The following is a 734-nucleotide window of genomic DNA, read 5'->3' on the forward strand; positions in this document are numbered from 1 at the left end:
ATATTTATATTGGTAGCAGAGCTGGTCTAGTTCCGTTGGGCTCACATCGTTATTTGTTTTATCGACCTTTGGAGGAATTACATAGGTAAGGTTCCCAAAATCATCATATACATAGTAGGTATCCAACCATCCATCGTTAAAGGTACGTTTAAGAACTACGCGCCCTAGTTTGTCCTTGAATTCCTCGGTAGTATGGTTATTTACGTTTGCTTGGCCGGGCTGCCAATTCTCGTCCTTGGTAACAGTTTTGTAAAGTTGGTTTGCTGGATAATAGCCTTGCTGGTCAACCAAGCTAGGCTGTGAAGTGTTATTGTTTGTAAAGGCAACAGTGAATCGTATTACATAGTCCTGCGGTGAATTGGTCTGATAGTCAAACTTGATGGTATGATCAGTATCACTTGTAGCGAGTAATTTCCAATCATATCCTGGAGCAGCTTGCTCAAATACTCTGTTAAGCGGTGAGCGTTCGAAACGTTTTTCCGAATACGGATTAAGTTGTGCACCTGGAAGAAGTCCTTGTGGTAAGTCATCGGGAAATTTTGATTGATAGTAATTCTCTATTTGCGAGATTACGCCAGCTTCTTGGTTAATGGTAGTGTTATTGTTGAAGGCTCCAAAATTATTGGCAACTGGCAAAGGTAGGTAATCCTTTGGCTGCCTCCCCAAAGGATCGTAAAGGATAGGGGTCACTAGGTCCTCACGGTTGCCACCGGCACGGATCGAAATACTCTGTT

Annotated in this window: 1 protein-coding gene; it reads right to left on the reverse strand. The window is 42.6% G+C overall.

The genetic code is table 11. The annotated features are described in order from the left end of the window. On the reverse strand, positions 1–734 hold a 734-nt coding region (locus tag G3A46_RS14015; protein ID WP_241836909.1), incomplete at both ends, for a DUF6443 domain-containing protein.

Source organism: Aequorivita sp. KMM 9714, assembly GCF_011065475.1.
GTDB lineage: Bacteria > Bacteroidota > Bacteroidia > Flavobacteriales > Flavobacteriaceae > Aequorivita > Aequorivita sinensis.